Here is a 22,111-nt window from a genome sequence, read left to right as displayed (position 1 = left end):
CTCAGCTCTTCTTCGTTTTCGCGGCCGCTTTCGCTTTCGCAGCGGCTTTAGCCTTGGGCTTGGCGGCGCTTTTCGTCGCCTTGCCTTCGGAAGCGGCAGCCTTTGCCTTCGGTCTTGCTCTGCCCTTGGCCGCCGGCGCCTTGCTGGCCTTGGCAGCGATCAGCGCCAGCGCTTCCTCGACCGTGATTGCCTGCGGATCCTTGCCCCTTGGCAGCGTGGCGTTCACCTTGCCCCAGCTCACATAGGGACCATACTTGCCATCACGAACGGTGATCGCGCCGCCATCGGGATGCTCGCCCAACTCCTTGAGCGCCGCAGGTGTTCCACGTCCGCGCCCGCCCGGAGCCTTGTTCGCCTTTTCGGCAATCAGCGTTACCGCGCGGTTGAGGCCGATCGAAAATACGTCCTCGACGCTTTCCAGATTGGCATAGCCGCCGTCATGCAGCAGGAAGGGCCCGTAGCGCCCGATACCGGAGGAGATCATCTTGCCGGTTTCCGGATGCTTGCCGATGTCGCGCGGAAGCGAGATCAGCGCCATCGCCTTCTCGTAGTCGATGTCTTCCGGCTTCCAGCCCTTCGGCAGCGAAGCGCGCTTGGCATCCTTGCCGTCGCCGCGCTGGATGTAAGGACCGAAGCGGCCGGAGCGCAGCGTCAGCTCCTCGCCGGTCACCGGATCGGTGCCGAGGTTCTTCGGTTCGTTTTGTGCCCCACCTTCGGCTTCTGCGCCGTTTTCGGAGGTGAGCTGGCGGGTGTAGTTGCATTCCGGATAGTTCGAGCAGCCGACGAAGGCGCCGTACTTGCCGAGCTTCAGCGACAGGTTGCCGGTACCGCAGACCTGGCAGATGCGCGGATCGCTGCCGTCCTCCCGCTTCGGGAAGACGAGCGGCGCCAGCTGTTCGTTCAGCGAGTCGAGCACGTTGGTGACGCGCAGTTCCTTTGTATCCTCGATCTGCGAGAAGAAGTCCTTCCAGAAATCGCGAAGCACCTGTTTCCAGTTGAGCTCGCCTGCCGAGATCCGGTCGAGCTTCTCTTCCAGGTCGGCAGTGAAATCGTACTCGACATATTTGGTGAAGAAGCTCTCGAGGAACGCCGTCACCAGCCGTCCTTTGGAATGGGGGATCAGCTTGCGCTTGTCGATCGTCACATATTCGCGGTCGCGAAGCGTTGCGAGCGTCGCGGCGTAGGTGGAGGGACGGCCGATGCCGAGCTCTTCCATCTTCTTGATCAGCGTCGCTTCCGAATAGCGCGGCGGCGGTTCGGTGAAGTGCTGCGTCGAGTTGATTTTCTGCTTTGCGAGGTTCTCGCGCGCATTGATCTCCGGCAGGCGGCCGCCTTCGTCGCCTTCGTCGCTCTGTTCGCCGTCTTCCTTCTGGTCGGTGTAGGCCGCGATGAAGCCGTCGAACCGGATGACGGATCCGACGGCGCGCAGGCCAGCCTTCTGGCCATTGTTGTCAGCAGTGATTTCGGCCGTCGTGCGCTCGATTTCGGCTGAGGCCATCTGGCTCGCGATGCCGCGCTTCCAGATCAGGTCGTAGAGCTTGATCTGATCGGCATCGAGGAATTTCCGCACGCGTTCAGGCGAACGGTAAAAATCCGTCGGACGGATTGCTTCGTGCGCTTCCTGGGCGTTCTTTGCCTTGGTGGAATAGAAACGGGCCTTCTCCGGCATGTAGCGCTCGCCGAACTGATCGACGATGGCGCGCCGCGCCGCATCGATCGCTTCGGGTGCCATCTGCACGCCATCGGTACGCATATAAGTGATGAGACCGACCGTCTCGCCACCGATATCAACACCCTCGTACAGTCTCTGGGCGATCTGCATCGTGCGTGATGCAGAAAAACCAAGCTTGGAGGAGGCCGCCTGCTGCAGCGTCGAAGTCGTGAACGGCGGTCCCGGGTTGCGCTTGACGGGCTTTGCCTCGACGCTGTCGACGACATAGGTCGCGCCCTCGAGGAGGGATTTCAGCTTGCTGGCGTCTTCGCCATTGGAGATCGATCGCGCCTGCAACCGTTTGCCATTGGCTGCAACCAGCTTGGCCTCGAATTCATCCCCGCGCGGCGTCTTCAGGAGGGCCGAGATGTTCCAGTATTCTTCCGAGATGAAGCGCTCGATCTCGGTTTCGCGGTCGCAGACGAGACGCAGCGCGACCGATTGCACGCGGCCGGCCGAACGGGCGCCCGGCAATTTGCGCCATAGAACCGGCGAAAGATTGAAGCCGACGAGATAATCGAGCGCGCGGCGTGCGAGATAGGCATCAACGAGCGGTACATCGATGTCCCGGGGCTCGGCCATCGCGTCGAGAACGGCCTTCTTGGTGATGGCGTTGAAGACGACGCGCTTCACCGACTTGCCGTTCAGCACGCGCTTCTTGTTCAGGACGTCGAGCACGTGCCAGGAGATCGCTTCACCCTCGCGATCCGGGTCGGTTGCGAGGATGAGCCCGTCGGAAGACTTTACCGCATCTGCGATATCCTTCATGCGCTTGGCCGAGGCGCTGTCGACCTCCCAAAGCATTTCGAAGTCCTGGTCAGGAAGAACAGAGCCGTCCTTGGCAGGCAGATCGCGCACATGGCCGAAGGAGGCGAGCACCTTGTATCCGGAGCCCAGATACTTGTTGATCGTCTTGGCCTTGGCAGGCGATTCCACCACTACAACATTCATCATGATTCTCTAAAAAACTACCGCGCCCGGCGAGGAGAAGAGCGTAATACTTGCCGCTCGAAGAATACCGGCCCTCCGACATGGACAGGGAAATCGCTTCGGTCAAGGGGTTTGCTGAATTTTAGGCGTTACAACGCAATGCAACCAAAGAGAGATTAAGGACCAATTACAATTTAGGGTTCTCCGGGTTATCAATTTTTCAAGTGCGGCCAGGGCTCCTTGCAAAGCAGCGCTCCGTCATCGTCCAGGGGCCTTTCATGGCGGGCAAAGGTTGAAAAGAAGAACAGTGATAAATCGGCCTTTCTGGAATTACATCGCATCGACCCGCCAGATGCTCACCGGGTCGCGTCAGGTCGCCGAGAAGGAAGAGGTGGATTATGGCGTGCTGCATGGTCGAGATGGCCCGTGTCGAGGCCGGCGAGCTTCACAACCGCATGTAGGAAGCTCAATCGGTATCGCAAGGGAAATGAGGCAGCCGGGATGCCGGTTGCCACGTCCACGTTATCCTTTTGCCCCGATCTTGCTCTCCGTCCCACTCATGAGGCGGGAAATGTTGGCCTTGTGCTTGTAATAGGAGATGACCGACATAACGGCCATGACGGCTGCAATCTTCTCGGCCCCTAATATCCACAATGCAACCGGGACGACAAGCATCGCAACCAGCGCCGACAACGAGGAGTAACGGGTCGTAAAGGCAACCGCGAGCCATACGGCGCCGAAAAGCAGAACCATGATCGGCGCGACGCCAAGCAGCGTGCCGATATAGGTGGCAACGCCTTTGCCGCCCTTGAACCCGATCCAGACGGGGAATAGGTGGCCGATGAAGGCAAAGAAGCCGGCAATGATGCCGGCTTCCTCACCAAGGAAATAACCCACGATCCAGGCTGCGGCCGACGCCTTCAACGCATCGAGCAACAGGGTCGCAGCCGCAAGCTTCTTGTTGCCGGTGCGCAGCACATTGGTCGCGCCGATATTGCCGGAGCCGATGCTTCGCACATCGCCGAGGCCCGCCGCCTGCGTCAGGATGAGACCGAAGGGGATGGAGCCTAGCAGGTAGCCGATGACGGCCGCCGCGAGCGCCAGCGGCAGTGTGATCTGCCAGGTCATCAAGTCAGAGATCATTTACTCCATCCCTTTCGTCCAATGGACTTACTCCTCATTTAACCCTCTCCCCGCAAGCGGGGCGAGGGGACCTGCACAGCGCACCCCTTGCGAAGACAAAACGCCGCCGCGAGTGACCTTCCACGCCTGCGGGGAGAAGGTGCCGGGCGGGGCGGGAGGGGCAACTCCCACTTTATTCCAACCCGTAAACCAGCTTGCCCGCGACATAGGTCGCGACAGCCCGTCCGCTGAAGCGCGCATCCTCGAAAGGCGTATTCTTCGAGCGCGACAGAAGCATGTCTTCCGAGACAAGCCAAGGCTCGTCGAGATCGATCAGCGCGATATCGGCTTTGGCACCCGGCTTTAGCGTGCCGGCTTTCAGGCCGAAGATCTGCGCAGGACGCGTCGACATCGCATCGATCAGCCGCATCAGACCCACCTGGCCGGAGTGGTAGAGGCGCAGGGCCGCAGCAAGCATGGTCTCAAGACCCACTGCGCCATCAGCCGCTTCGCCGAAAGGCAGACGTTTGGTATCGACATCCTGCGGATCATGCGAAGAAACAATGATGTCGATTGCGCCTCTCGCCAGCGCATCCACCATCGCCACGCGGTCGTCTTCGGAGCGCAGCGGCGGATAGAGTTTGAAGAAGGTACGGTACTCGCCGATGTCGTTTTCGTTAAGCGTCAGGTTGTTGATCGAGATGCCGCAGGTCACCTTGGCGCCGCGGCTCTTCGCAAGCTCGATCGCCTCGACCGACTCCGGTACCGAGATCATCGCCGCATGATACGTGCCGCGCGTCAGCTGTGCGATGCGAAGGTCTCGTTCAAGAGGAATGAGTTCCGCTTCCTTCGGAATGCCTCCGAGACCGAGCCAGCTGGCAAGCAATCCTTCATGCATGACGCCGGTGGCGCCGAGATACTTGTCTCGGGTCTCGCAGGAGATGACGGCGCCGAATTCCCTCGCATAGGTCATCACCCGCCGCAGCACCTGCGTGTCGTGAACGCTGGAACGGCCGTCTGTAAAGGCCACGGCGCCGGCTTCCATCAGCAGGCCGATCTCGGTCATCTCCTCGCCGGCCAGATGCTTGGTGATCGCCGCAGCCGGATAGATGTTGACGAGCGCCGTGTCCCTCGCCGTTTTCTTGACGAATTCGACCAACGCGATGTCATCGATGACAGGATCGGTGTCTGGCATCATGATGATCGAGGTGACGCCTCCTGCGGCCGCCGCCCGGCTCGCCGAGGCGATCGTCTCGCGGTGTTCGGCGCCTGGCTCGCCAATGTTGACGCATGCATCGACCAGGCCCGGCGTTGCGACGAGGCCGTTGCAGTCGCGAACCGTGGCACCTTCAGGGCCCCCCTGGTTCTGCGCATCCTTTCCGGCTGCCGCAATCATGCCGTCCTTGACGATGATCGTGCCGATCTCATCGAGATTGCGCGAAGGATCGATGATGCGAACATTCTTGAGAACGATCGAGTTCGTCATGCCCGCGGCCCCCGGTTCTGAGACACAAGCAAAGTCTCCATCACCGCCATGCGCACTGCGACCCCCATCTCCACCTGCTCGGCAATCACGCTCTGCGGTCCATCCGCCACTTCGGATGAGATTTCCACCCCGCGGTTCATCGGTCCCGGATGCATCACCAGCGCGTCGTCCTTGGCAGCTTTCAGAGTTTCCGCATCAAGCCCATAGAAATGGAAATATTCCCGCACCGAAGGCACGAATGCGCCGGACATCCGCTCGCGCTGGAGGCGCAGCATCATAACCACATCGGCGTCCTTCAGCCCTTCCTTCATCGAGTGGAAGACCTCGACGCCCATCTGCGCGATGCCGGCCGGAAGCAGCGTGGCCGGTGCGACGACACGGACCCGCGCGCCCATGGCATTCAGAAGCAGGATGTTCGAGCGCGCCACCCGCGAATGGAGCACGTCGCCGCAGATCGCCACGATGATGCGCGACAGCCTCCCCTTGGCGCGGCGGATCGTCAGCGCGTCGAGCAGCGCTTGCGTCGGATGCTCGTGCTGTCCGTCGCCGGCATTGACCACCGAGCAGGAGACTTTTTGCGCCAGGAGTGCGGCGGCACCGGCGCTCGAATGGCGGATCACCAGCACGTCCGGCCGCATCGCATTCAGCGTCATCGCCGTATCGATCAGCGTTTCGCCTTTCTTCACCGAGGAATTGCCGACCGACATATTCATGACGTCGGCGCCGAGGCGCTTTCCGGCGAGTTCGAAGGAGGCTTGCGTCCGTGTCGAGGCTTCGAAGAAGAGGTTGATCTGCGTCAGGCCGCGAAGGGTCGATGTCTTCTTCTCGCGCTGCCGGCTGATCTTGACGGCCTCATCCGCCTTGTCGAGCAGGTAGGTGATATCCTGCTCCGTGAGACCTTTTATGCCGATGAGGTGGCGGTGGGGAAAGAAGACCATGAACCTGCCTCTTGCTGTGTCACGCGCTCTATAATGAGTGGCGCGGTGAGGGGCAAGCATGTGCTGCGGACAAAGGCTTACGTCCCCATGCAATTTTGTCGTAAATCCGCTAGAGCTGAAGCGGAAAAGCTCGAACTTCCGCTTTCCCTTTGCCTGCCTCTTGCACTAGAAGCGACTCATGACATCCGCTGAAGAAAAACTCGCCGAGCTGAACCAGCCAAGTCTCTGGTCCGGCATCAATGCCTACCGGTCCGATCCGCTGATCGTCGACCTGACGGCGGCGCTGCCGCGCGTCACGCGCGAGGACCTGGAAAACATGGGCCGCTACGTGACCTCGCCGGAGGCGCAGGAGCTGGCGCGCATGGCAAACCAGGGCGCGCCGCAGCTTCGCACGCATGGCCCGCGCGGCGAGCGCCTAGATGTCGTCGAGTTTCACCCGGCATGGCATGCACTGATGCGCCGCTCGATGTCCGTCGGTCTGCATTCCTCAGTCTGGGATCCACAGGCCGATGCCGACGCAAAGGATCAGGCGCACAAGATCCGTGCGGCCCGCTTTTACCTGACTGCCCAGCTCGAATCCGGCCACCTTTGCCCGCTGACGATGACGAGCGCTTCGGTTGCAGCACTGTCCGCTTCGCCTGCCGTGCAGAAGGATTGGGCGCCGAAGATCCTCTCGCGCAAATATGATTCGTCGAACAAGCCCGCCATGCAGAAGTCTGCCGTGACAATCGGCATGGGCATGACCGAGAAGCAGGGCGGCACCGACGTCCGCTCCAACAAAAGCACGGCCGAAAAGGTCAGCGAAGGAATTTACCGCCTGTCGGGCCACAAATGGTTCATGTCGGCGCCGATGAGCGATGCCTTTATCATGTTGGCAAAGACGAAGGAGGGCATGGGCTGCTTCCTGGTTCCGCGCCTGCTGGAAGACGGTTCGGCCAATGGCCTGAAATTCCAGCGCCTCAAGGACAAGGTCGGCAACCGCTCGAACGCCTCCTCCGAAGTCGAGTTCAGCGACACCTTCGGCTTCCTCCTTGGCGGCCCGGATGCAGGCATCCGCACGATCCTCGACATGGTGACGTTGACGCGTCTTGACTGCGCGCTTGCCTCGTCGGGCATCATGCGTGCCTCGCTTGCTGAGGCCGTGCACCACACCCGCGGCCGTAGCGTCTTCGGCAAGATGCTCGTCAACCAGCCGATCATGACCCGCGTGCTGGCCGATATGGCGCTCGACGTCGCGGCCGCAACGGCTTTGTCCTTCCGCCTCGCGGATGCTTTCGACAAGGCCCGCGGCAATGCGGAAGAGGCTGCCTACGCCCGCGTCATGACGCCGGTTGCGAAATACTGGTGCTGCAAGATCGCGCCCGCGCTGATCTATGAGGCGATGGAATGCATCGGCGGCAGCGGCTACATCGAGGAGCGCCCGATCGCCCGCCACTACCGCGAAGCCCCGGTCAACGCCATCTGGGAAGGCTCCGGTAACGTGATGGCGCTCGATGTGCTGCGTGTGCTGACGCGCGGCAAGGATCTCTTCGAAACGGTGTTCACCGGCCTTGCCCGCGATCTCGGCCCGGCCGGCAAGAAGACGATTGACGTCCTTCGCGCCGCGATGGCGCTCTGCGAACGGGACGAGGGCGCGGCCCGTCTGCTGGTCGAACAGCTTGCGCTCGCCGCCGCCGCTGCCGAGCTCTACCGCCTCGGTGCCGGCCGCATCGCCGACGCCTTCATCGAAACTCGCCTCGCAGGCGGCTGGCGCGCGACCTACGGCATGCTCGATTCGCGCTTCGACGCGACCTACATCGTGGACCTGCTCTATCCGCCGGCAGGTTAGGGCGAGATAGCGCGCGGCCAAAGGTGCTTGCGCATGGGTTCGACGTCGCGATTGTGATGCAGCAGGCTGTGACCGCACCCAGGGCTCTCCATAGCTTTGCGCTGTGCCGGCGCCGGATGGTCTTGCAGGGCTTCCTCGGCGGGCGCTTCTTCGTCAGCAAGCCTTGAGGCGCATTGCCTGCCCTCTTAGCTCGTCGTCAAAGTCCACATTGGTTCTGATGTTGACCCGCATGTGGATATTTGGCCGGATTACCCATTTCGTCCATTTCAAACAATATCCCCAGGCTTTCCAGGCCCGCCCATTGTCGGCAAGCAAAGGCTTCGCTACTCACCGCATAGTGACAGGCTGGGCGATCCGATATGTTGAATGAATTTGCGGTTCTTGAAGCTCTTCCGCAGGCAGCAAGCGAAGCCGAAAAGCGCGTCCGCGACCGCGGTGCGACCGAAAAGGCGATCCTCAGGGCGGCCAAGGCGCTGCTCTCGGAGGAGGGGTTCCAGAATTTCGGCATTAACGCGGTTGCCCGCCGGGCCGGATGCGACAAGCAGCTGATCTATCGATATTATGGCGGCCTGAACGGCCTTGTCGAAGCGATCGGCTCCGATCTCGGCACCTGGGTCAGGGACCGCATTCCGGAAGATACCGGCGGCATGTTTCTCCTCACCTACGGCGATCTCATGGAGCGCCTGGCGTTGCTTTTCCTCGAGGCGCTTCGCGACGACCCGCTGATGCGCCGCATCGTCGCCTGGGAAGTCTCCGAGAATACGGAGCAGGTGAGGCGGCTTGCCGAATCCCGCTCGAAGGCGCTGTCGCAATGGCTGGAGCGCATGAAGGGCTCGCTGGCGCCGCCGAAGGGCGTCGATGCCGCCGCCGTCAACGCAATTCTCATTGCCGCGATCCAGCATCTCGTACTCTCGGCCTCGGCAGGCGGCCAGTGTGCGGGCCTTGCGCTGAAGACCGCCAAGGATTGGGAAAAAGCCGCAACCGCTTTGAAGCGTATCGTTCGCGGCGTTTATGGCTGACGCGGCTCCGTGTCATCCACAGGCGGCGCCCTACCCGTTAACCTTAACGAATGGTTTACATTGCACCCTGCGGGTTAACGGGACAGGGTATCGGCAGTCTAAAACTTAGCTGGCGGAATCATGGGAACCAAAGCTGCCAAAGCCATGCTGCTCTTTGCCGCGATGATGTTTTTTGCGGTGCTTGCGCTGGATATCGCCGTGCCTGCACTGGTTTTGAGCGTCATGGCACTATCGACATGGGCGGTCACTCCCGACGCGTCTTTGAGCCGGCAGGAAGGGGAGGCCGCATGAAGTGGTTCCTGGTCTTTTGGTTGGGACCTATCGCCTTTCTGGGCGGCTGGTACTGGCTTTCTTACTACGACATGAACTTCGGCATCTTCATGCTGACGCGCCAGGTTCATGACCTGACCTTCCAGATTTACGGCAATGTACTCGGCGTACCGCCGGAAACCATCCCGCCGCTTGTTGCGCGCGCGATCGCTGTCGACAGCCTCATTGTCTTCGCCATCATAGGCGTTCGCAAGCGCAGGAAGCTCATTGCCTGGTGGAAAGCGCGTCAGGCCTCGAGATCGTCCGATCTGGCGAGCAGCGAGAGCCTGTCCAGGGCCCCCTGAAGAATGAAGCTGGCGGCGGCCGAATCGATCCGCCCGGCACGTTTGGCGCGTGATACATCCATCTCGATCAGCGCCCGTTCCGCCGCAACCGTCGAAAGCCGCTCGTCCCAATAGACAAAAGGCAGGGCCGTCTTTTGCTCCATGTTGCGCACGAAGGCTCTCGTCGCCTGAACGCGCGGACCGGCCGAGCCATCCATGTTCATCGGCAGCCCGATGACGAAACCGGATACGTTTTCCTCCGCGGCAAAAGCAAGCAGCACTTCGGCGTCAATCGTGAATTTCTGCCGTTTGATGACCGGCCGCGGCGTTGCGAAGCGCCGACCGAGATCGGACATCGCAAGGCCGATCGTCTTTGTGCCAAGATCAAGCCCGGCGATCGCCTGTCCGGACCGCAACACAGCCGCCAGTTCCTCGATCGTCAGCACCGTCATCGTCGTTCATCCCGTCAAAAGAAATTGAAGCATTGGCCGCTTTTCTTTGTGGCCATACCGGATATGTCCTTAGCATCCAATTCCGCATCACGTATTAAGGAGCGATTTTATGAAGATCACCTGGCTCGGCCATTCCGCCTTCCGCATCGAGACGAATGCGGCAAAGATACTGATCGACCCGTTCCTCACCCACAACCCGTCCTTCGCCGGTCAGGACATTAAGCAGGTTGCGAGCGGCATCACCCATATCCTCCTGACGCACGGCCATGGCGACCATGTCGGCGATACGATTTCGCTTGCCCGCGAGACGGGAGCCATTGTGCTCGCCAATGCAGATCTCGCCGCCTGGCTCGGCTCCAAAGGCGTCGAGAACATCGAGGTGGGCAACACGGGCGGCACGGTTTCGCTCGGAAGTTTCACCGCCACCTTCACCAACGCGCTACACTCCTCCGCCCAGATCACCGAGGACGGCGTCTCCCATTCGCTCGGCAATGCGAACGGCCTGATGCTGCATTTCGACGACGAGGCGAGCCTGCTCCATATGGGCGATACCGACATCTTCTCCGACATGGCGCTCCTCAATGAACTGCACCAGCCGGACATCGGAATCGTGCCGATCGGCGACCGCTTCACCATGGGCGGTGCCGTCGCAGCACTCGCGTGCCGGCGTTACTTCAACTTCAAGACCGCAATCCCCTGCCACTACGGCACCTTCCCGATCATCGACCAGACGCCGGAAAAATTCGTCTCCGGCATGGAAGGCTCGAAGACGCAGGTGACGACACCGAAGCAGGGCGAGATGCTGTCCATCTAAAGAAAACGCCGTTGCACTGGGCGGATATGGCCTTTATAGCGGGTGGGAAATTTCCCATTCGGAGAATGCCATGTCCGTCGATCTTGCCACCGTTAAGCGCGTTGCGCACCTTGCCCGTATTGCCGTTTCGGAAGAAGAGGCAAATCGCATGGTCGGCGAGCTGAATGGCATCCTCGGTTTCGTCGAGCAGCTTTCCGAGGTGAATGTCGAAGGCGTCGAGCCGATGACGTCCGTCACGCCGATGGCGATGAAAAAGCGGAAGGACGAGGTCACCGACGGCAGCAAGGCCGAGGACATCGTCGCCAATGCGCCGGTCAGCGACCACAATTTCTTCCTGGTGCCGAAAGTCGTCGAATAAGCCCAGCGCTTTTTCCGACCCCGTTGCCAATTCAAAAATCCGAGCGAACACGATGAGCGAACTCACCAGCCTGACCATTGCCGAATCCCGCGAGAAGCTGCGCGCCAAGGAGATCACCGCGACCGAACTGACGGAAGCCTATATTTCGGCTATCGATGCGGCCAATGGCCGGCTGAACGCCTATATCAAAGTCACGCCCGATCTCGCCCGCGTCATGGCGAAGAAATCCGACGAGCGCATCGCCGCGGGCCGGGCCGGCGATCTCGAAGGAATTCCCCTCGGCATCAAGGACCTCTTTGCGACCGTTGGCGTCCACACCCAGGCCTGCAGCCACATCCTCGACGGCTTCGAGCCGCGCTACGAATCGACGGTCACCCAGAACCTTTGGGACGACGGCGCCGTGATGCTCGGAAAGCTGAACATGGACGAGTTCGCCATGGGCTCCTCCAACGAGACCTCGCACTATGGCGCGGTCATCAATCCGTGGCGTGCGGCGGGCTCGAACCAGCAGCTCGTCCCGGGGGGCTCTTCCGGCGGCTCGGCGGCGGCCGTTGCGGCCCATCTTTGCGCCGGCGCGACTGCCACCGATACCGGCGGTTCGATCCGCCAGCCGGCCGCCTTCACCGGCACCGTCGGCATCAAGCCGACCTATGGCCGCTGCTCGCGCTGGGGCACGGTTGCCTTCGCATCCTCGCTCGATCAGGCCGGCCCGATCGCCCGCGACGTGCGCGATGCCGCGATCCTCTTGAAGTCGATGGCAAGTGTCGATGCTAAGGATACGACCTCCGTCGACCTGCCGGTGCCGGATTACGAAGCCTCGCTCGGCAAGTCGCTGAAGGGCATGAAGATTGGCATTCCGAACGAATACCGCGTCGACGGCATGCCGGAAGAAATCGAGACCCTCTGGCAGCAGGGTATCGCTTGGCTGAAGGACGCCGGCGCCGAGATCGTCAACATCTCGCTGCCGCATACCAAATACGCGCTCCCGGCCTATTACATCGTGGCTCCGGCCGAAGCCTCCTCGAACCTCGCCCGCTACGACGGCGTACGCTACGGCTTGCGCGTCGACGGCAAGGATATCGTCGACATGTACGAGAAGACCCGCGCCGCGGGCTTCGGCAAGGAAGTCAAGCGCCGCATCATGATCGGCACCTACGTGCTGTCGGCCGGTTACTACGACGCCTATTACCTGCGTGCCCAGAAGGTCCGCACGCTGATCAAGCGCGACTTCGAACTCGCCTTCGACGCCGGAGTCGACGCTATCCTGACGCCCGCCACCCCGTCCTCGGCCTTCGGCATCGCCGACGAGAACCTCGCCTCCGACCCGGTGAAGATGTACTTGAACGACATCTTCACCGTGACGGTCAACATGGCAGGCCTCCCGGGCATCGCCGTTCCTGCCGGCCTCGACCACAAAGGCCTGCCGCTCGGCCTCCAGCTCATCGGCAAAGCCTTCGACGAAGAGACCCTCTTCAAGACCGCGCATGTCATCGAACAGGCTGCGGGCAGGTTCACGCCGGCAAAGTGGTGGTAACGGGGCTCATCATCTGCAAGCAAGACGATTATGATCCCGATGCCATCGAAGCCGCTTGCAAGACACCCCCGCCTATCCTGTCATGGCCAAGGGCGAGGCCGCAGTCGCGGAGCTAGAGGGCAGGGGGTTAGGCTCTTTCGCCCGCGAGGGCGAGCCTGAGTATATTCCGGCATATTGGATCGATCTCGCCTTCGACGGGCGTCACCAAACCAGGGCGCAATCTGCCTTTGCGAGCGGTCCGGAGAACGGGATTTGAGCCTTGGTATCCTTCCAGATAAGATCCATCTTGCGGGTGTTCAGTCGTCAATAGCTGCGGCGCGAGGAGGTTTCATGGACAAGACAGATCTCGCGCCGTTGATCCAGGCATTCGATCGTCTCGCCGTCGGCGGTTTTCACATGGGCGCAGACTGGCAGGCCGTGCACGAAATCTGCCAGGCCCACGAGGGTGAAAAGCCCTTCGACTGGGGTCATGGCCTTTGCCATCGCATCGAAGGCGACGACTGGAATGCTGATTACTGGTACCGACGCGCAGGTAAGAAGCGCGCAGCCGGTACCGTGGCTGAAGAGTGGTCGGCGATGAAGGCCGAGCTTTCGGCGCAGCTCTGACATCGCCCCCAGGCCGCGCGCTGATCACGACACGCGGCTTGGATGATGCTGCGAAACTATCGATTATCCTGCTCGGCTCTTACCAGCACCAAGCCGCGCTCCGTGATGCGGTAGGGCATACCGCTCGAAGATTTGATCGCCTTCTTCTTCTTGAGTTTGCGGAAGGTGATCAGGTCAAGGCCGGAGAATACCCAGCCTTCGCGGGTATAGAGCTGCAGTTTTTCGATCTTTTTCTTTTCGTCGCGGGTGATTTCGATGCGGCCTCCCTGGGCCAACAGGTGCAGGATGCGCTGCTCCGTGCGGGAAATGTCCATTTGAATGTTGATCCGGTCTTCGCGCAAAAAAATGCGCGTAAAAAAACGATCCGGCGTTCGAGGCGAACGTCGGGGCTTCGTTTTTTTCTGGCCCATGCGTGCAAGCAAGCTTGCAGGCAGGGCCTTTACCGGGTCTGAGAATGGCTCAACATAAGGACTTGGTAGCTCGCCTCGAACAGGAGGTCAAGCAGGCGCCGGGCTTCCGAAAATCGACTGACAACGATGGCGCGAGCGCGCAAATCATTGGAAAAACCAGCGATTCGGTGTTCTACTGAAAGCGTTGAGCGGAGGTGCCATTGATCCACATTCGCAATGCCCGCGAGGGCGAAGCGGACCTTTTGAGTGAGATCGGCCTCAGAGCCTGGCAAAAGGCGATGACGGCAATGGGCGAGTCGGACGCGCTGCTGGATGCGGCGCGCAGTGCCTTCGTCAATTTTACGCAAGGCACATGGCTGACGATCACGGTGATCGAGCTCAACGGAATGGTTGCCGGCTGGGCGGCGCGCGAATACCTGGACGAGATAATATCCGATTTCTGGATCGATCCGGCCCATACCCGCCAGGGCCTCGGCTCTGCGCTTCTCGAAGAGATCGAAAAGGACATAGCCGAGCAGGGTTTCGCGAAGGCGGCAATGCAGACGCATTCGGGAAATACCGAGGCGATCAGCTTTTTCCAGAAGCACGGTTACGCCATCCACTGGCTTTCAATCGCCTATAATCCGAAGCTCGACCGCGACGTACCATCGGTCGGATTGGCGAAGGACCTCGAAACCGAAGGCGAGGGCAGCTACGGGCCCGGCTCTAGCTTCTGACTGTCGCGCCGAAAGCCTTGCACCGGCAGACCATTTCCGTTACCTCACCAGTTGAAAAGAACAGCCTCCAAAGAGCATCAAATGACCATTGTCGACGTTCGCACGCCTGATCCGAAACGCTTCATTCCCGGCGCCACCGGCGATTGGGAAGTCATCATCGGCATGGAAGTCCATGCGCAGGTGCTGTCGAATGCGAAGCTCTTCTCCGGCGCCTCGACGGAATTCGGCAAGCCGCAGAATTCGAATGTCTCGCTCGTCGATGCCGCCATGCCCGGCATGCTGCCGGTCATCAACGAGGAATGCGTCAAGCAGGCGGTGCGCACCGGCCTCGGTCTGAAGGCTCAGATCAACAAGCGGTCGGTCTTCGACCGCAAGAACTATTTCTATCCCGACCTGCCACAGGGCTATCAGATCTCGCAGTACAAGGATCCGATCGTCGGCGAGGGCACGATCGTCATTTCGCTTGGTCCTGACCGCCAAGGCCAGTTCGAGGATATCGAGATCGGCATCGAGCGCCTGCATCTGGAACAGGATGCCGGCAAGTCGATGCACGATCAGCATGCGACGATGTCCTACGTCGACCTCAACCGCTCCGGCGTCGCGCTGATGGAAATCGTCTCTAAGCCCGACATGCGCTCGTCGGACGAGGCAAAGGCCTACATGACGAAGCTGCGTTCGATCGTGCGGTATCTCGGCACCTGCGACGGCAACATGGACGAAGGCTCGATGCGCGCCGACGTCAACGTCTCCGTCCGCCGCCCCGGCGAGCCCTTCGGCACGCGCTGCGAGATCAAGAACGTCAACTCCATCCGCTTTATCGGCCAGGCGATCGAGTATGAAGCCCGCCGCCAGATTGGCATCCTGGAGGACGGCGGTACGATCGATCAGGAAACCCGCCTGTTCGACGCGAACAAGGGCGAAACGCGCTCCATGCGTTCCAAGGAAGAAGCGCATGATTATCGCTACTTCCCCGATCCGGACCTGCTACCGCTCGAATTCGACGATGGCTTCATCAATGATCTTGCGGCCCACCTGCCGGAGCTGCCGGACGACAAGAAGGAGCGCTTCGTCCGAGAACTCGGCCTTTCGGTCTACGACGCTTCGGTGCTGGTCTCCGAAAAGGCGATTGCCGATTATTTCGAAGCCGTGGCCGAAGGCCGAGACGGCAAGACGGCTGCAAACTGGGTCATCAACGACCTGCTCGGCGCCTTGAACAGGACCGGCAAGGACATCGAGGAGACGCCGGTTTCGCCGGCTCAGCTGGGCGCGATCATCGATCTCATCAAGGCCGAGACCATCTCCGGCAAGATTGCCAAGGATCTTTTCGAGATCGTGCTCAACGAAGGCGGCGATCCGGTTGAGATCGTCGAAGCCCGCGGCATGAAACAGGTGACCGATACCGGCGCCATCGAAAAGGCCGTCGACGAGATCATTGCCGCCAACCCGGATCAGGTGGCCAAGGTTCAGGCAAAGCCAACGCTTGCTGGCTGGTTCGTCGGCCAGGTGATGAAGGCAACCGGCGGCAAGGCCAATCCGCAGGCCGTCCAGGCGCTGGTCAAGGCCAAGCTCGGAATCGAGGAGTAAGGACCGTGTATTTCGTGCGCACGGCAAGCGAGCGGGACCTCGACAAGGTCCGCGCCCTGCTGGTTGAGGCGTTTCGTTCCGCTTATGCCGATCTCTACGGCGAGGCGAAGGTGAGCGAGCTGATCGCGCACCTGTTTTCTCCGGCAGCCCTCCAGGCGCGGCTGGCGAACAAGAACGCGGAATTCCTCGTCGCCGACAACGGCAAGGCCGTGGGCGGCATAGGCTATGCCGCCATGTCGGACGAGATGACGAAGACGGTTATGCTGCATCTGCTTTACGTGCGGCCGCAGCTTCATCGCCAGGGCATCGGACGCGAAATCTTTGCCGAGCTCGAGACCTGCTTTCCGGATGCAGAGATAATGCGTCTTGAGGTCGAACCAAGGAACGAAAAGGCGATCGCCTTTTATCACGCACACGGATTTACCGATGCCGGCCGCAACGAAAACGACGGACCGGGCCAATCCGGGATCGCGACGCTGATCCTCGAAAAGCCGCTCGAAACCCGTTGAACCTGCAACGATGGCCAAAGTTGAGATCCGCGAAGCGCGCCAAGGCGGCCTTTCAGACGGCGACATGTGCGGCAACGGTCAGCAGATGATCGAATTCTACGTCAGCGAGGCAAAAGGCCGCGGCCTTTTGCATGTGCAATTGATCTTCCACGCCAAGCGCCGGTATGCGCACCGTTTCTACGAGTGCCTCGGTTTCAAGCTGTCGCATTTGGGCTTCAAGATGGCCCTGAAATGAGGTTTCGCTCGATGGGAATCGCTGGACAATCAAGCGTTCCGGCGGCATAAGCGAAGGAACGAATTCCAGTCCCGCTCGCCTTCGGCAAGCACAAGGAAAAGACATGAAGAACCTTCTTTTGCAGATCTTCACCTGGTGGAACGGCCAGACGTTGGGCACGCGTTTTGCGACCTGGCGTTTCGGCAAGCGCGTCGGTGAGGATGAATTCGGCAACGTCTACTATGAAGGCGGCATGTCCTCCTACGGCCTCCCGAAGCGCTGGGTGATCTACAAGGGATATGCCGAAGCCTCCGCCATCCCCCCGGGCTGGCACGGCTGGATGCACCACCGCACCGATGTTCCGCCGTCGAAGGAAAACTACGTTTCCAAGGAATGGCAGAAGGCGCACCGTCCCAACCTCACCGGCTCTGCGCAGGCTTACCGCCCGCCGGGTTCGCTTGCCGTTGCCGGCGAACGCCCGCGGGTGACCGGCGACTACGACGCCTGGACGCCCGGCAACTGATATCGCTCTGCCAAGCGAGCCGTCCGGCCCCGCTTTTGGCCACAATTGACCTTTACCCGCAGGTTGGTCGCAGGAGCTGCGGTCGTGATCTGAAATGCGCTGGAGACGGGTAGATATGAAGCTTTTCACGCGGAATCATGTCCTGCGTGCTGCCGGGTTTGCCCTGGCGCTTGGATCTTCCTTCTTGCCGCAGGCGGCGTCTGCCGCACGCATCGACAATCCCGTTGCCGTCTTCTCCGGCCTCGACAAAATCACCGGCCGCATCACCACCTTCGATGTCTATGTCAACGAGACCGTGCAGTTCGGCGCACTTCAGGTTACGCCGAAAGCCTGCTATTCGCGCGATCAGGCGGAAGCCCAGAAGATCGACGGTTTCGTCGAAGTCGACGAGATCACCCTCGACCGAAAGATCCGCCGCATCTTCACCGGCTGGATGTTCGCAGACAGCCCCGGCCTCAACGCTGTCGAACACCCGATTTACGACGTCTGGCTGAAGGACTGCAAGGCGCAGTCCGAGGTGCCCGCGCCCGAAGGCGCGGCGAAGTAACGTCCCATTTCATATAGCGGCGTCGTGGCCATCCCCGTCGCACAATCGCATGCTACACGATCGGCAACGTACAAGGATGAGGTTGGGGCAGCACCGATATTTGCCAAGCGCCGACGCGTGAGAGGCCCTCACGCTCAGGCGGGAGCGAAGCGACCCTAGGAGGGCGGGGCGGGCGCGGTAAAGACGCTTTGCCGCAGCCCTCAAAACTTCAGGTGCGGTGAATCCATCGCCGCGGCGAGCATGACCGCATAGTCGTCCTTGGGCACGTCGATGGCGCCGAAGGTCTTCAGATGCTCGGTGGTGAATTGCGTGTCGAGCAGGGTGAAATCCCTGTCGCGCAGTCGCGCGACCAGATGAACGAGACAGATTTTCGAGGCGTCGGTGCGGCGGGAGAACATGCTTTCGCCGAAGAACGCGGAACCGAGCGAGACGCCATAGAGGCCGCCAACCAATTGATCGTCGTGCCATGCTTCGACGGAATGGGCATGGCCCATGGTGTGGAGCGTCGAATAGAGTGATCTGATCGTATGGTTTATCCAGGTGCTCGGCCGGTCGGAGGTCGCCTCGGCACAGGCCGCGATCACCGCGTCGAAATCATGATCAAAGCGGATATCGAAGGGCTGCCTGCGAACAGTCTTCGCAAGGCTTTTCGAGACATGGAAGTTGTCGAGCGGCAGCACGCCGCGAAGCTCCGGCTCGACCCAGAAAATTTCCGGGTCGTCGGCGGATTCGGCCATCGGGAAGAGGCCGATGGAATAGGCGCGCAGGAGAATCTCCGGGGTAATGCCTGGGGACTTCCTGCGCGAGCCTGCCATTTCCGTTATGCCGGATGGTTGGCCAGGTAGTGTTCCAGCCAGTGGATATCATAGTCGCCGTTGGCGATATCCTGATTGGACACGAGATCCTGGAACAGTGGAAGCGTCGTCTTGATGCCGTCGACGACGAATTCGTCGAGAGCACGGCGCAGACGCATCATGCATTCGACGCGGGTACGTCCATGCACGATGAGCTTGCCGATGAGGCTATCATAGTAGGGCGGGATCTTGTAGCCCTGATAGGCGCCGCTATCGATGCGCACACCGAGGCCGCCCGGCGCATGAAAATGCGTGATCGTGCCGGGCGAAGGCACGAAAGTGCGCGGGTCCTCGGCATTGATGCGGCATTCGATGGCGTGACCCTCGAAGGTGACCTCTTCCTGGGTGACGGAGAGGCCGCGGCCGGAGGCGACGCGGATCTGCTCGTGCACGAGATCGATCCCGGTGATCGCTTCGGTGATCGGATGCTCCACCTGCAGGCGGGTGTTCATTTCGATGAAATAGAATTCGCCGTTTTCGTAGAGGAATTCGATCGTGCCGGCGCCGCGATACTTCAACTTCTTCATCGCGTCGGCGCAGATCTGGCCGATCTTCATGCGCTGCTCGACGTTGAGCGCCGGAGAGTTTGCCTCTTCCCAGACCTTTTGGTGACGGCGCTGCAGCGAGCAGTCACGTTCGCCAAGGTGGATCGCATTGCCTTCACCATCGCCAAACACCTGGATTTCGATGTGGCGCGGCTTGCCGAGGTACTTTTCCATGTAGACGGCGTCGTTTCCGAAGGCCGCCGCCGCTTCCGCGCGTGCCGTCGACCAAGCCTCGATGAGGTCGGCCTCGGATTTCGCGACCTTCATGCCGCGGCCGCCGCCGCCTGCCGTTGCCTTGATGAGCACCGGATAGCCGATCAGGGCTGCCGTCTTGATCGCATCTTCCTCGGTCTTCACTTCGCCGTCCGAGCCTGGAACAACCGGGATGCCGAGTTCCAGCGCGGTCGTCTTTGCGGTGATCTTGTCGCCCATGATGCGGATATGGTCTGCCGTCGGACCGATGAAGGTGATGTCGTGGGCATCGAGGATATCCGCGAACTTGGCATTTTCCGAAAGGAAGCCATAACCCGGATGCACGGCATCCGCACCGGTAATTTCGCAGGCGGCAACGATCTGATGGATGTTCAGATAGCTATCGCGCGAGGGCGGCGGGCCAATGCAGACGCTCTCGTCGGCAAGGCGCACATGCATGGCATCGGCATCGGCGGTGGAATGAACCACAACGCAGGGAATGCCGAGCTCCTTGCAGGCGCGCAGCACGCGCAGCGCGATTTCCCCGCGATTGGCTATGAGGATTTTGGAGACCATGACGCCCGCCTTATTCGATGACGACGAGAAGTTGGCCGTATTCGACTGGCTGACCATCCTCGACGAGGATCTCCGTGACCTTACCGGACTTCGGAGATGGGATCTGGTTCATCGTCTTCATTGCTTCGATGATGAGAAGCGTTTGGCCTTCCTTGACGGTTGCGCCGACTTCGATGAAGGCACGGGCGCCGGGAGCTGGAGCCATGTAGACAGTTCCGACCATCGGCGCGTTGACGGTGTTGGCCGGGTTACGCACTGCGGCGGCCGGAGCAGCGGGAGCAGGCTGCGGTGCGGCTGCGGAAGAAGCGGCTGCAGCATAGGCAGGAACACCAATCGGCGCCTGGACATAATGCGTGTTGCCGGCGCGCGAGACGCGGATACGCAGATCGTCCTGCTCGACCTCGATCTCCGTCAGGTCCGTGTCGTTGAGGATGTTTGCGAGATCGCGGATCAGCGCCTGATCGATACCTTTTTTCGTCTCAGCCATGAGTGTGCCCTGTCTTCTTCTTATGCCGTGAGGTTCTTCAGCGCGTGGAGCGCCAGGATATAGCTATGGGGGCCAAAACCGCAGATGACACCCTTCACAGCGGGCGCAATCAACGACTTGTGGCGAAATTCTTCGCGAGCGTGAACGTTGGTGATATGGAGTTCTACCACCGGAATGGAAATAGCGCGGATTGCATCGTGCAGTGCGAGCGAGGTATGCGTATAGGCGCCGGCATTGAGCATGACGCCCGCCGCTTTGTCGTTTGCCTCGTGGAGCCAGTCGATGAGGACACCTTCATGATTGCTCTGGCGGAAGTCGATCTCCAAGCCGAGCTCGCTGCCCGCCGCCTTGCAATCCGTCTCGATATCCGTGAGCGTCTTTCCGCCGTATATGCCGGGCTCTCTGGTGCCCAGCAAGTTCAGGTTAGGTCCGTTCAGGACGAAAATGGTTTGCGTCATCGAATGTTCCGTCAAAAGCACGAGGGCCACCTATAGACTCCCCATGCCTTGATTGAAAGCCCTTTGGGGAAGGCAGCCGGAATCGTGCCATATTTGTCCACATGGCTGAAACACTTGGATTTTGGCGAATTGATGGGCGGGGCCTCAGCAGCTCGTCTTGCCGCAGGTGCGCATGTTCTTGACCTTGGCCTCAAGGTCCTCGAAGCCGACTGCCCCCTGCACCAGCTCGTTGCCGATCACGTAGGACGGCGTGCCGGTGATGCCGAGGTTCTGGGCAAGCTGATAGGTCTTCTGAACGCTCTCATCACTCGGGCTCTTCTTCATCTCCGCGATGATCTGCTCCTTGCTGACGCCGAGCGATTCCGCAACGCCGAGAGCCTTTTCCTCATCAGCCCGTCCACCGCTGCCCAGCAGGGCGATGTGGAACTCGCCGTATTTTTCAGGCGCCAGCTTGCGGAAGGCGCCCGAGACCTTGTGAGCGGCAGCCGATTCCGGCCCGAGGATCGGAAGTTCCTTCAGCACGAAACGGACGTTCTTGTCTTTTTCGAGCATGGTCTGCATGTCGGAAAGAGCGTGGCGGCAATAACCGCAATTGTAGTCGAAGAACTCGACGATCGTCACATCGCCCTTCGGATTGCCGATGGCCGCGTCGTATTTCGCGTCGAAGATTTCCTTCTCGTTGTCTTCGATCGCCCTGTTGGCTTTCACGAGGCGAGCCTCTTCCTGTTTCTTCTGCAGGGCATTTTGAACATCAATCATGATCTCGGGGTTCTGGATCAGGTATTCCTTGATGAACTCGCCGAACTCCTTCTTCTGCGCGTCGTCGAGGGCTGCCGCCGGAAGGGGCAGGGCAACGCTCGCTGCGAGCGCAAGGGCGGTGAAGGCTTTCGGGAAGAAGGTCATTTTATCCTCGTCTACGGCGGATGGGGCGCGATATTTGCTGCATCTTATCATCGCCGTGTTAACAGGTAGAACTGTGAAGCACCAAATTACGGCGCATGGTCCCGTCCTCAAACAGGATTTTTCGCAGGCGCGACGCAATCGCGGGATTGTGATGACCCGATTATTGCGGCAATTGTCTGGCCGCAAGTGAACTTCCGGAGTT

24 protein-coding genes and 1 pseudogene are annotated in these 22,111 nt (G+C 60.6%); 14 read left to right on the top strand and 11 right to left on the bottom strand.

What is annotated here, in order from left to right:
- Position 1: 1 nt before the first annotated feature.
- From topA to BLP23_RS00220, 4 genes are all read right to left on the bottom strand, one after another.
- Positions 2-2,662 (bottom strand): type I DNA topoisomerase, encoded by a 2,661-nt coding sequence (topA, locus tag BLP23_RS00235; protein ID WP_092583055.1) that lies wholly within the window; start codon positions 2,660-2,662, stop codon positions 2-4.
- Between the two features lie 501 nt (positions 2,663-3,163).
- Positions 3,164-3,784 carry a glycerol-3-phosphate 1-O-acyltransferase PlsY gene (plsY, locus tag BLP23_RS00230; RefSeq protein WP_092583054.1) on the bottom strand — a complete coding sequence of 207 codons (621 nt, stop codon included), beginning with the start codon at positions 3,782-3,784 and terminating at the stop codon, positions 3,164-3,166.
- Between the two features lie 172 nt (positions 3,785-3,956).
- Positions 3,957-5,249: a dihydroorotase gene (locus tag BLP23_RS00225; protein WP_092583053.1), complete on the bottom strand. Its 1,293-nt coding sequence runs from the start codon at positions 5,247-5,249 to the stop codon at positions 3,957-3,959.
- The gene (locus BLP23_RS00220) at positions 5,246-6,187 is read right to left on the bottom strand and encodes an aspartate carbamoyltransferase catalytic subunit (protein WP_092583052.1); all 942 of its coding nucleotides are present in this window, start codon (positions 6,185-6,187) and stop codon (positions 5,246-5,248) included. Before BLP23_RS00220 ends, BLP23_RS00225 begins: the two co-directional genes overlap by 4 nt.
- 178 nt (positions 6,188-6,365) lie before the next feature.
- Between BLP23_RS00220 and BLP23_RS00215 the strand changes: the two genes are divergently transcribed.
- The 4 genes from BLP23_RS00215 to BLP23_RS00205 all read left to right on the top strand — a co-directional run bounded on the left by BLP23_RS00215 (position 6,366) and on the right by BLP23_RS00205 (position 9,648).
- The gene (locus tag BLP23_RS00215; RefSeq protein ID WP_092583051.1) at positions 6,366-8,015 is read left to right on the top strand and encodes an acyl-CoA dehydrogenase family protein; all 1,650 of its coding nucleotides are present in this window, start codon (positions 6,366-6,368) and stop codon (positions 8,013-8,015) included.
- A gap of 359 nt (positions 8,016-8,374) precedes the next feature.
- Positions 8,375-9,034: a TetR/AcrR family transcriptional regulator gene (locus BLP23_RS00210; RefSeq protein WP_092583050.1), complete on the top strand. Its 660-nt coding sequence runs from the start codon at positions 8,375-8,377 to the stop codon at positions 9,032-9,034.
- A 120-nt stretch (positions 9,035-9,154) separates the two neighbouring features.
- Complete coding sequence (locus BLP23_RS33510) at positions 9,155-9,325, top strand: transposase (RefSeq protein WP_052451501.1); 171 nt, start codon at positions 9,155-9,157, stop codon at positions 9,323-9,325.
- Positions 9,322-9,648 (top strand): DUF6105 family protein, encoded by a 327-nt coding sequence (locus tag BLP23_RS00205; protein ID WP_092583049.1) that lies wholly within the window; start codon positions 9,322-9,324, stop codon positions 9,646-9,648. The genes BLP23_RS33510 and BLP23_RS00205 overlap by 4 nt, the downstream gene beginning before the upstream one ends.
- Here the strand turns inward: BLP23_RS00205 and ruvX are convergent.
- Positions 9,591-10,079 (bottom strand): Holliday junction resolvase RuvX, encoded by a 489-nt coding sequence (ruvX, locus tag BLP23_RS00200; RefSeq protein ID WP_092583048.1) that lies wholly within the window; start codon positions 10,077-10,079, stop codon positions 9,591-9,593. The genes BLP23_RS00205 and ruvX overlap by 58 nt on opposite strands.
- Before the next feature lie 109 nt (positions 10,080-10,188).
- On the opposite strand from ruvX, the gene BLP23_RS00195 reads away from it, so the two are divergent.
- The 4 genes from BLP23_RS00195 (at position 10,189) to BLP23_RS00180 (ending at position 13,391) form a co-directional block, all read left to right on the top strand.
- Positions 10,189-10,893 carry a metal-dependent hydrolase gene (locus BLP23_RS00195; RefSeq protein ID WP_092583047.1) on the top strand — a complete coding sequence of 235 codons (705 nt, stop codon included), beginning with the start codon at positions 10,189-10,191 and terminating at the stop codon, positions 10,891-10,893.
- 70 nt (positions 10,894-10,963) lie between these two features.
- Positions 10,964-11,251 carry an Asp-tRNA(Asn)/Glu-tRNA(Gln) amidotransferase subunit GatC gene (gene gatC / locus BLP23_RS00190; RefSeq protein WP_074067477.1) on the top strand — a complete coding sequence of 96 codons (288 nt, stop codon included), beginning with the start codon at positions 10,964-10,966 and terminating at the stop codon, positions 11,249-11,251.
- A gap of 52 nt (positions 11,252-11,303) precedes the next feature.
- Positions 11,304-12,785 (top strand): Asp-tRNA(Asn)/Glu-tRNA(Gln) amidotransferase subunit GatA, encoded by a 1,482-nt coding sequence (gene gatA, locus BLP23_RS00185; protein WP_092583046.1) that lies wholly within the window; start codon positions 11,304-11,306, stop codon positions 12,783-12,785.
- Between the two features lie 330 nt (positions 12,786-13,115).
- Positions 13,116-13,391, top strand: coding sequence for a hypothetical protein (locus tag BLP23_RS00180; protein WP_092583045.1), 276 nt, complete (start codon positions 13,116-13,118; stop codon positions 13,389-13,391).
- Positions 13,392-13,447: 56 nt separating this feature from the next.
- Here BLP23_RS00180 and BLP23_RS00175 read toward each other — a convergent pair whose 3' ends face one another.
- Positions 13,448-13,705: a YjhX family toxin gene (locus tag BLP23_RS00175; protein WP_092584196.1), complete on the bottom strand. Its 258-nt coding sequence runs from the start codon at positions 13,703-13,705 to the stop codon at positions 13,448-13,450.
- 296 nt (positions 13,706-14,001) lie between these two features.
- Here BLP23_RS00175 and BLP23_RS00170 point away from each other — a divergent pair, with 296 nt between their 5' ends.
- From BLP23_RS00170 to BLP23_RS00145, 6 genes and pseudogenes are all read left to right on the top strand, one after another.
- A complete protein-coding gene (locus BLP23_RS00170) occupies positions 14,002-14,517 on the top strand; it encodes a GNAT family N-acetyltransferase (protein WP_092583044.1) in 516 nt (171 codons plus the stop codon).
- 81 nt (positions 14,518-14,598) lie between these two features.
- Entirely contained in the window at positions 14,599-16,101 is a 1,503-nt protein-coding gene (gatB, locus tag BLP23_RS00165) for an Asp-tRNA(Asn)/Glu-tRNA(Gln) amidotransferase subunit GatB (protein WP_092583043.1), read from the top strand.
- A 5-nt stretch (positions 16,102-16,106) separates the two neighbouring features.
- Positions 16,107-16,610: a GNAT family N-acetyltransferase gene (locus BLP23_RS00160; protein WP_092583042.1), complete on the top strand. Its 504-nt coding sequence runs from the start codon at positions 16,107-16,109 to the stop codon at positions 16,608-16,610.
- Between the two features lie 70 nt (positions 16,611-16,680).
- Positions 16,681-16,845: pseudogene (locus BLP23_RS00155) on the top strand (GNAT family N-acetyltransferase); the annotation flags it as partial.
- A gap of 103 nt (positions 16,846-16,948) precedes the next feature.
- Positions 16,949-17,347, top strand: a complete 399-nt coding sequence (locus BLP23_RS00150) for an NADH:ubiquinone oxidoreductase subunit NDUFA12 (RefSeq protein WP_092583040.1) — start codon at positions 16,949-16,951, stop codon at positions 17,345-17,347.
- A gap of 115 nt (positions 17,348-17,462) precedes the next feature.
- Positions 17,463-17,894, top strand: coding sequence for a DUF2155 domain-containing protein (locus BLP23_RS00145; RefSeq protein WP_022714877.1), 432 nt, complete (start codon positions 17,463-17,465; stop codon positions 17,892-17,894).
- A 200-nt stretch (positions 17,895-18,094) separates the two neighbouring features.
- Here BLP23_RS00145 and aat read toward each other — a convergent pair whose 3' ends face one another.
- The 5 genes from aat to BLP23_RS00120 form a co-directional block, all read right to left on the bottom strand.
- The gene (gene aat, locus BLP23_RS00140; RefSeq protein WP_092583039.1) at positions 18,095-18,709 is read right to left on the bottom strand and encodes a leucyl/phenylalanyl-tRNA--protein transferase; all 615 of its coding nucleotides are present in this window, start codon (positions 18,707-18,709) and stop codon (positions 18,095-18,097) included.
- Positions 18,710-18,714: 5 nt separating this feature from the next.
- Positions 18,715-20,061, bottom strand: coding sequence for an acetyl-CoA carboxylase biotin carboxylase subunit (gene accC / locus BLP23_RS00135; protein ID WP_074067497.1), 1,347 nt, complete (start codon positions 20,059-20,061; stop codon positions 18,715-18,717).
- A 10-nt stretch (positions 20,062-20,071) separates the two neighbouring features.
- Entirely contained in the window at positions 20,072-20,548 is a 477-nt protein-coding gene (accB, locus tag BLP23_RS00130) for an acetyl-CoA carboxylase biotin carboxyl carrier protein (RefSeq protein ID WP_022714880.1), read from the bottom strand.
- A gap of 20 nt (positions 20,549-20,568) precedes the next feature.
- On the bottom strand, positions 20,569-21,006 hold the full coding sequence (aroQ, locus tag BLP23_RS00125) for a type II 3-dehydroquinate dehydratase (protein ID WP_092583038.1): 438 nt from the start codon (positions 21,004-21,006) through the stop codon (positions 20,569-20,571).
- Positions 21,007-21,150: 144 nt separating this feature from the next.
- A complete protein-coding gene (locus BLP23_RS00120) occupies positions 21,151-21,909 on the bottom strand; it encodes a DsbA family protein (RefSeq protein ID WP_092583037.1) in 759 nt (252 codons plus the stop codon).
- Positions 21,910-22,111: the final 202 nt, after the last annotated feature.

Origin of the sequence: Rhizobium mongolense subsp. loessense (assembly GCF_900099775.1) — a bacterium.
Classification (GTDB): Bacteria; Pseudomonadota; Alphaproteobacteria; order Rhizobiales; family Rhizobiaceae; genus Rhizobium; species Rhizobium loessense.
This window is presented reverse-complemented; position numbering and strand designations above follow the sequence as displayed.

What these genes read in the sequence shown, in the direction of transcription:
- topA (WP_092583055.1), bottom strand. Translation starts at nt 2,662, where the DNA reads ATGAATGTTGTAGTGGTGGAATCGCCTGCCAAGGCCAAGACGATCAAC.
- plsY (WP_092583054.1), bottom strand. Translation starts at nt 3,784, where the DNA reads ATGATCTCTGACTTGATGACCTGGCAGATCACACTGCCGCTGGCGCTC.
- BLP23_RS00225 (WP_092583053.1), bottom strand. Translation starts at nt 5,249, where the DNA reads ATGACGAACTCGATCGTTCTCAAGAATGTTCGCATCATCGATCCTTCG.
- BLP23_RS00220 (WP_092583052.1), bottom strand. Translation starts at nt 6,187, where the DNA reads ATGGTCTTCTTTCCCCACCGCCACCTCATCGGCATAAAAGGTCTCACG.
- BLP23_RS00215 (WP_092583051.1), top strand. Translation starts at nt 6,366, where the DNA reads ATGACATCCGCTGAAGAAAAACTCGCCGAGCTGAACCAGCCAAGTCTC.
- BLP23_RS00210 (WP_092583050.1), top strand. Translation starts at nt 8,375, where the DNA reads ATGTTGAATGAATTTGCGGTTCTTGAAGCTCTTCCGCAGGCAGCAAGC.
- BLP23_RS33510 (WP_052451501.1), top strand. Translation starts at nt 9,155, where the DNA reads ATGGGAACCAAAGCTGCCAAAGCCATGCTGCTCTTTGCCGCGATGATG.
- BLP23_RS00205 (WP_092583049.1), top strand. Translation starts at nt 9,322, where the DNA reads ATGAAGTGGTTCCTGGTCTTTTGGTTGGGACCTATCGCCTTTCTGGGC.
- ruvX (WP_092583048.1), bottom strand. Translation starts at nt 10,079, where the DNA reads ATGACGGTGCTGACGATCGAGGAACTGGCGGCTGTGTTGCGGTCCGGA.
- BLP23_RS00195 (WP_092583047.1), top strand. Translation starts at nt 10,189, where the DNA reads ATGAAGATCACCTGGCTCGGCCATTCCGCCTTCCGCATCGAGACGAAT.
- gatC (WP_074067477.1), top strand. Translation starts at nt 10,964, where the DNA reads ATGTCCGTCGATCTTGCCACCGTTAAGCGCGTTGCGCACCTTGCCCGT.
- gatA (WP_092583046.1), top strand. Translation starts at nt 11,304, where the DNA reads ATGAGCGAACTCACCAGCCTGACCATTGCCGAATCCCGCGAGAAGCTG.
- BLP23_RS00180 (WP_092583045.1), top strand. Translation starts at nt 13,116, where the DNA reads ATGGACAAGACAGATCTCGCGCCGTTGATCCAGGCATTCGATCGTCTC.
- BLP23_RS00175 (WP_092584196.1), bottom strand. Translation starts at nt 13,705, where the DNA reads ATGGACATTTCCCGCACGGAGCAGCGCATCCTGCACCTGTTGGCCCAG.
- gatB (WP_092583043.1), top strand. Translation starts at nt 14,599, where the DNA reads ATGACCATTGTCGACGTTCGCACGCCTGATCCGAAACGCTTCATTCCC.
- BLP23_RS00150 (WP_092583040.1), top strand. Translation starts at nt 16,949, where the DNA reads ATGAAGAACCTTCTTTTGCAGATCTTCACCTGGTGGAACGGCCAGACG.
- BLP23_RS00145 (WP_022714877.1), top strand. Translation starts at nt 17,463, where the DNA reads ATGAAGCTTTTCACGCGGAATCATGTCCTGCGTGCTGCCGGGTTTGCC.
- aat (WP_092583039.1), bottom strand. Translation starts at nt 18,709, where the DNA reads ATGGCAGGCTCGCGCAGGAAGTCCCCAGGCATTACCCCGGAGATTCTC.
- accC (WP_074067497.1), bottom strand. Translation starts at nt 20,061, where the DNA reads ATGGTCTCCAAAATCCTCATAGCCAATCGCGGGGAAATCGCGCTGCGC.
- accB (WP_022714880.1), bottom strand. Translation starts at nt 20,548, where the DNA reads ATGGCTGAGACGAAAAAAGGTATCGATCAGGCGCTGATCCGCGATCTC.
- aroQ (WP_092583038.1), bottom strand. Translation starts at nt 21,006, where the DNA reads ATGACGCAAACCATTTTCGTCCTGAACGGACCTAACCTGAACTTGCTG.
- BLP23_RS00120 (WP_092583037.1), bottom strand. Translation starts at nt 21,909, where the DNA reads ATGACCTTCTTCCCGAAAGCCTTCACCGCCCTTGCGCTCGCAGCGAGC.